The sequence below is a fragment of the Bacillus songklensis genome, assembly GCF_042649685.1.
GTDB classification, from domain to species: Bacteria; Bacillota; Bacilli; order Bacillales; family Bacillaceae_H; genus Bacillus_BA; species Bacillus_BA songklensis.
In genome coordinates, this window is the sequence record NZ_JBHRZT010000009.1 from 1 (window position 1) to 6,451 (window position 6,451).

A 6,451-nucleotide genomic window follows, 5' to 3' on the forward strand; every position below is an offset into this window, starting at 1 on the left:
GTTTTATTGATTACATTCCTTATGTGGGAGATGGACGTCACCGAAGGTATCGACCAGAGACTGCGGATATACTGCGCTTCATTGCGGAAGGGTTCAACCGTAATCTAACCGCAGTGGAGATTGAGGAAGGTCTAAGCCTTATGGCTGTAAGGAATATAGAAATTGAGGAAGAAACCGCAGTGACAACCGCAGTAGCGCAGCAGCAGTCTAATCAACAGGCGATTTCTGTTCAGGTGGAGGTGGGTGAACAGTTCCAAGAACTTATGAAGCAAACCCAGGTTGCTATGCAGATAATGGCTCAACAAAAAGAAGAAATTATGGAGCTGCGGAAGGCTGTTGCGGAACTGCGGAACCAGCAAGATAAGCAAAAAGAGTATATCGATTATCGATTAGAAAAGCGTGATGGTGAGTTAGTGAACGCGATGAAAGAGATGATGGAAATGAAAAAACAAGTTGCTGTACTTGAGGAACAGAAGGGCCAAAAGAAATGGTGGAGGTTTTGGTGACTCCTATTTGGGTGAGCTTGGAGGGAGGAAAAGAGGGAGAGAACAGGCTATAAGGCGGCTTGTTTTTCGTGCTATGCTGTTGGTTCGACCGAGACAGAGGGGAAAATCCTATTTGGTATGAGTTCTCGGTCGGCGTCAGCCAGGTAGCACGAAAAATTTTTAAAATCAAGGGCGACCGGAGGGAGTTCATATACCCTTGATTTTGAAAACCAATTCAGTTATTTAGGTTACAAAAGTAAGATAAATAATTGAAAATAGATCTGTAAATTATACTGTAAATAAAAGAGAACACTTTTTCTAATTTATTTACGGTGTTTTTGCGCTTAAAATCCCCCGATGCTTGCGAATACGGTTCTTTTAAGAATTCCGCAAACAACAGAAGACCTCACCCCATCCTCTTATAAGGATGGGGTGAGGTCTTCTGTTACTGCATTTAAAAGGAGCCTTGGTAAGGAGGCGAGGGATAGTGAAAAGACGATGACAAGTTATCTTTTCGACCTGATGGAGTAGGATAACACAATAACAGATATATTAATAATCTTTAGTTGTCGTTTTTTGTCGAATAGTGTAAAATTGCTAGGCTGAAACTACATCCACGAAAAATGGCAAACTTATCGAAAGATAAGGACGCAAAGCTACAGGTCTAAGGCAATTGCTATGATGGCTGAGCTGCCGAAAGGAGAAGTTAATAAAATGAAGTTAAATCATAAAATCAGAATGAGTCTGATTTTTATGTTATTTACTATTGCTGTTTATTATAAGGATGAATCAATTCTTAAACTGCTTGGGTTACATATTAATGGTGTGGAGGAAGAGATCTTTGATGATATAACCTTATTTATTTTGCTCTTACTCTTCTTTAATGTTTTTTTCTTGCAAGAAAAGGTATCGAAGTATCTTCAGAAGAGCCGCGAGCAATACCGATGTTTAATTGGACATTCTGCTCAGCCAATATTTGTCCGTTCTGAAGGTGAATTTATCTTTGTCAATCGTGCTTGTGCTAATCTTTTAGGAGCTTCTCATTTTCAAGAACTCCTTGAGAAGCCCTGGATGGATATTATTCATCCCGATTCTATAGAAACTGTAAAAGAAGTATTATTGAGACAACAGAAAGACAAGGACGAAGTTTCAAAGTATGAACTGAAAGTAATTAGATTTGATGGAAAAATCATTCATGTCGAGGTTATTTCGACTCCTATTGAGTACATGGGAAAAGATGCAAGAGAATTAGTTGTACTGGACATAACTCAAAGGAAACAACATGAAGAACTCATGAATCATTTAATCTACCATGATCAATTGACTGGTTTGCCGAATCGGCGATTTTTTCAAGAAACCTTGAATCAGAAATTAGATCAGTTTAAAAGTGAGAAACTTTTAGCTGTTATGTTTATCGATTTAGACGGTTTCAAAAATGTAAATGATACTTTCGGTCATGAAATAGGCGATCAATTGCTACAAGAGGTGGCCAAACGTTTAAATAATTCTGTTCGTGACAGGGATATGGCTGCACGATTGGCAGGTGATGAATTTACAGTAATACTGCCTGAAATTACACGAGAAGACGTTGTTCAAGTTGCCGAAAGAGTATTAGAAGAATTGCGATTACCTGTTATCTTGAAAAAAAATTCGGTAAAAGTTACGTCAAGTATCGGAATCGTTTTTTATCCCCATCATGGGGATAATGTAGAAACCTTATTGAAACATGCTGATCAAGCTATGTATCAAGCTAAAAAGCAAGGGAAAAACAATTATCTAATTTATACTGGTGAGTAGATTCTTTTTTCATAAAAGGTTTAGAGTTTTAGAAAATGTTATTTTGATAAATTTGTTTTTAATATATGTATTAGAGATTGCATAAAACCACCCCTTTTTATACAGCTGCCAGGCTTCTTGAGAAGCTGAAAACGTTGATTCATCAACGATGTATAAAAAGATGCATAAATAATAAAAATAGACAAGCCAAAACCCCTTGGGCGCCAAGGGGTTTGTTTTGGTGCAGGTTCCGGTAAGAATGGTTATGTAAACTAAAAATGTATGGGATATACATGAGAGAAAACGAAAAAACTACCTCGAGGATCAAGAGGTAGTTTTTTCATAGATTAGGTATAGAACTAAGGATTTTGTTACCGGGTGATGTCTCGCGGCGTCTTTTGTATTTTGTTCAAGGTGTTTGGATGTTATTCCCTTTATTTGTTTTGTGATAAGAAATCATGATAAAAATGCATTTATAAGGAGCAAACTAAGTAATGTTGAAAATTCTCCGTAGCTTTACACTTTTTTATCTTTTAAAAAAAGAGGACTAGTTCTAGTCCTCTTTACAAATTCGACTTTTGAAAAGATCTATAACTAATGGAATGGAATGGCACTTTATTTCTTTATTTAGCGGCATAAAGGGCTCTAACGAAGGTGGAGGTGCTTTTTTTACCTAGCCGCAGTTATAATATGTTGTCTGGAATTAAATTGAAGATTGTATATGATATTTTTTTCAATACAACATGATAATTATCATGTTGTATTGAAAAAAATACCTAATAAAAAGCGAACTTCTTGTTTATGAAGGAGGTTCGCTTTTTATTAGGTAAATATGTATTCAATCACATACATAAATTTATGTATGATTGCTTTTTTATGTATAGGAATAGTAATTATGTGTTTTTAGGGATATGTACCTTTCCTTAAAGGTTCAACTTTTCATATATCTATTAGAGAAGAGATATGTAACTCAAAGGAGGTTTTGAATTTGCTGCCTAGAAGACCACAACGACCCATGCACCCCTTTTTTTCTCCTAGCCCATTACGACGCCCCCCAATAAAGCAAAATAAGCAAGATTTCATGTCTCATTTTCGTACATCAGAAGGAAATTTAGATTTTATAAAGATTGCAGGAACGGCTCAACAAGCTAAGAAAATGTTTGATCAAGTAAGTCCTCTAGTAAGTCCTCTAATTACAAAATTTCTTAAAAAATAGCCTATTATAAAAACAGAAAGAAACCTACAAAAAAGTAGGTTTCTTTATTTAGCTTTTAGAAAATGCGTCGTCTTCTGAATCTTAAAAGGAAAAGAGCTGCAATTAAGAAGAAGGGGATAAATCTTCTTCCAAAGCGGGTACGAAGCATCATTCCTCCAGGAGGTGGGTCCCCGTCTATAATTCCTCTATAAACTCGTCCATAATGATCCATAACCTCAACAGGCTCTCCTTGATATCTTCGAACTAAATGCTCCACGTTATTCCTCCTTTCTGACACAAGATATGATTTTGAAATGAGAGGTACATGATCTTCATCAATGTTTGTGAAAATAGATATTTTAAGACAAAGGAAAGATCATTTAAATCTGCCCTTTGTCTTCTCAATAAGCGAAACGAAATCAACTGTTCCCATTAGATGATGTGAGGAATTAATAACCGCCAAATCCTGTACAAGAACATCCTACAATGACAAGTAAGACGAATAAGACAACAATTAACGCAAAAGCAGTGCGAATTCCATCGCTCATATTTAACACCTCCTATGGAGTATGAAGGGATTGCAGACATACAATCCCTACTTTTACATTATGTTTTCAAGAAATAGTTGGATTGGACAAACTCATTAGCTGAGGGAAAAAATCAACATTTTTAAGTAATATGTCAAATTAAAATAGACTATCCACTATCTTTATTTTTGTAGGGAGTAGTCTATTTTTTATGAAAATCAATTGTTAAAGCCTATAAAATTGATTGTTTTCGTTAATTCAACCACTAATAACCCATACCCATGCATACACAACCTACGATAATGAGGAGAATGAATAAAACAACAATTAACGCAAAACCGCCGCCATAGCTAGGAGCGGTAGTTGCAGGTGCTGTATAACCATAACCACCACAACCAAAGCCCATACTTGTTCACCTCCTATTGAGTAGTAAGGGATTGCTAAATTACGATTCATACTTTTACGTTATGTTCTCAAGAAAGAATTGGATTGGACAGACTCACTAATAGACAAGAAAATTCAATATTTTTCCAACTAATGCTATTAGAGTGCAGTTCTAATCATTTTTAAATTCAACAAAGACTAAAAGCGCATGTTATAACATGCGCTTTTAGCCAAGACAAAGAAGGTGTGTATGTCCGGTGGAGGATATTCAGGAGACTTTTGTCTCTCATGTTGTAAGATATGCAAAATATCATAAAAGGTAATGGACAAGTGTTGATATGAACGTGGAATTTTTAGCAATGAATTATTATTTGATCTACCCCCACTTAGCAAGTCTGGAAGCGAGGGTCTTCTCGTCGATTATGATAAAAAGGACAGATTGAGTAATCTGTCCTTAGCGAAACCGACTATTATGAATAGTTAAGTGGTAAATTCAAAGTAACTTTTAATATCCACCATAGGACATACAGGAACATCCCACGATGATAAGTAAGACGAATAATATAACGATTAAAGCAAACCCAGAACCGTAACCGTAACTTCCATCACTCATTATTTGCCCTTCTCCCTTCTATTGCTTATTGGGAAATTGATAAGCATTCAATACTCAGTACTAAATTATGTTTTTAAAAAATATTTGTATAGGACAACTTAATCAAATCATTGAGCAATCACGAAATTTACATATTTACCCAATTGGTGATTTTGGTTATAGCTATAACCAATGTAACATGAATAACATTTTGTTACGTTCGAAAATCTTTTATATAAACCAATACAATATTGAAAACTTTTATTTTCCTTCTGTTATTCTAAATGCTTAAAATTCTACAAACATCTCGACCATTGTCCATTTCACCTACACTTTAAACCGCATACCCTATCAAGAGAAGCTGTAAGTAATTTTTCCATTTATCTTTTATGGAAGGGAGTTGTAAAAATTGCCTAGAGATTATTACCATTTATGCTGTAAATATAAAGGAAGGCCAGTTGAATTAAAGGACAAATTAGGTAATGTTCATAGAGGTATGATAGAAAGAGTTACACCAACACATGTATATGTAAGACCATATCAACCTTATGGGCCAAGAAACCTTAGAGGATTTGGTTATGGTGGTTTTGGTAGGCCATTTTTTGGACGAAAATTTGGTTTTGGATTCGGAGCTGCAGCAGTTGCCATTGCCTTAGCAGCTCTAATCGCATTTGCAGTAATACCATTTGGTTTTTTTTGGTAGATAAAAGATTGTGTTTGAAGATACGTCCTGATTTAATTAGAAGGTATCTTTGTTTTTACTTCTCATAATCCTAGGTTATGTCAACAAAATAAGGAGAAAAAAAGGTTGGGTATCTAAAAGATACCCAACCTCTTTTCTTGTTGATAAGAATGGTTATGTAAACTAGAAATGAATAAGATATACATTTACTAATTCAGCAGACTTATATATTTCAACATTTGTGTTATTTGCGAAAAAGCCAGCTAATCTATAGGAGGATATATAGAGAGAGAAGGCTCTTAAACATATAACTTGGTTAGTATTTAAGAGCCTATCTATCTTTTAGGTGGGTATTCTATTTTCATTTCGGGTCTCTTTTTTTTAAGTGGAGATTCTATTACTATTTCAGGTCTCTTGTTTTTAGGTATATAGTCATTTTCTTTTCCAGAAGAGGATTTCTTATTTTTATTTATCAAGTCTTTTAATTGTCGAACAGCTAATTCACACTCTTTGTTCGATATTTGTTTCGTCATTAATAATGAATACAGCATTGCAAATGCAATAGCTGTTGTATCAACTTGAACATTTACAGTAACATCAACGTCTGAATTTCCACTACGATCAATTTTTGATTGACTCGTTTGAGTATCAATTGAGGAAATTTTACCCAATAAAGATAAATCCCCTAGATTGTCTAAATATTGGTTATCATTTAGATGTTTTATAATATGCCCTCCTTTAGAAAATAATAGGAAGGCAAGGTAGAAGGCACAGGAATCCCTACCTTACCTTTATTACGAATGTTCTAGT

The 6,451-nt window shown here is 34.9% G+C and carries 9 protein-coding genes and 1 riboswitch; of the genes, 4 read left to right on the top strand and 5 right to left on the bottom strand.

Annotated features, from left to right (window positions below):
• The 3 genes from ACFOU2_RS01975 to ACFOU2_RS01985 all read left to right on the top strand — a co-directional run.
• Positions 1-506: hypothetical protein (locus tag ACFOU2_RS01975; RefSeq protein WP_377911784.1), on the top strand; the 506-nt coding region annotated here is incomplete at its 5' end.
• Positions 507-1,100: 594 nt separating this feature from the next.
• Positions 1,101-1,183: riboswitch (cyclic di-GMP riboswitch) on the top strand.
• Positions 1,167-2,282 (top strand): diguanylate cyclase domain-containing protein, encoded by a 1,116-nt coding sequence (locus ACFOU2_RS01980; protein ID WP_377911786.1) that lies wholly within the window; start codon positions 1,167-1,169, stop codon positions 2,280-2,282. Its footprint overlaps the riboswitch before it by 17 nt.
• A gap of 994 nt (positions 2,283-3,276) precedes the next feature.
• Positions 3,277-3,477, top strand: a complete 201-nt coding sequence (locus ACFOU2_RS01985; protein ID WP_377911794.1) for a YppG family protein — start codon at positions 3,277-3,279, stop codon at positions 3,475-3,477.
• Positions 3,478-3,532: 55 nt separating this feature from the next.
• Here the strand turns inward: ACFOU2_RS01985 and ACFOU2_RS01990 are convergent, their stop codons facing one another.
• The 4 genes from ACFOU2_RS01990 to ACFOU2_RS02005 form a co-directional block, all read right to left on the bottom strand.
• On the bottom strand, positions 3,533-3,733 hold the full coding sequence (locus tag ACFOU2_RS01990; protein ID WP_377911788.1) for a hypothetical protein: 201 nt from the start codon (positions 3,731-3,733) through the stop codon (positions 3,533-3,535).
• Positions 3,734-3,905: 172 nt separating this feature from the next.
• The gene (locus tag ACFOU2_RS01995; RefSeq protein ID WP_377911789.1) at positions 3,906-4,004 is read right to left on the bottom strand and encodes a YjcZ family sporulation protein; all 99 of its coding nucleotides are present in this window, start codon (positions 4,002-4,004) and stop codon (positions 3,906-3,908) included.
• Positions 4,005-4,248: 244 nt separating this feature from the next.
• A complete protein-coding gene (locus ACFOU2_RS02000) occupies positions 4,249-4,389 on the bottom strand; it encodes a YjcZ family sporulation protein (RefSeq protein WP_377911790.1) in 141 nt (46 codons plus the stop codon).
• 483 nt (positions 4,390-4,872) lie between these two features.
• The gene (locus ACFOU2_RS02005; RefSeq protein ID WP_377911791.1) at positions 4,873-4,980 is read right to left on the bottom strand and encodes a YjcZ family sporulation protein; all 108 of its coding nucleotides are present in this window, start codon (positions 4,978-4,980) and stop codon (positions 4,873-4,875) included.
• 388 nt (positions 4,981-5,368) lie between these two features.
• Between ACFOU2_RS02005 and ACFOU2_RS02010 the strand changes: the two genes are divergently transcribed.
• A complete protein-coding gene (locus ACFOU2_RS02010; RefSeq protein WP_377911792.1) occupies positions 5,369-5,662 on the top strand; it encodes a hypothetical protein in 294 nt (97 codons plus the stop codon).
• Between the two features lie 314 nt (positions 5,663-5,976).
• On the opposite strand, the gene ACFOU2_RS02015 is transcribed toward ACFOU2_RS02010, so the two are convergent.
• Complete coding sequence (locus tag ACFOU2_RS02015; RefSeq protein ID WP_377911793.1) at positions 5,977-6,312, bottom strand: hypothetical protein; 336 nt, start codon at positions 6,310-6,312, stop codon at positions 5,977-5,979.
• Between the last annotated feature and the right edge of the window lie 139 nt (positions 6,313-6,451).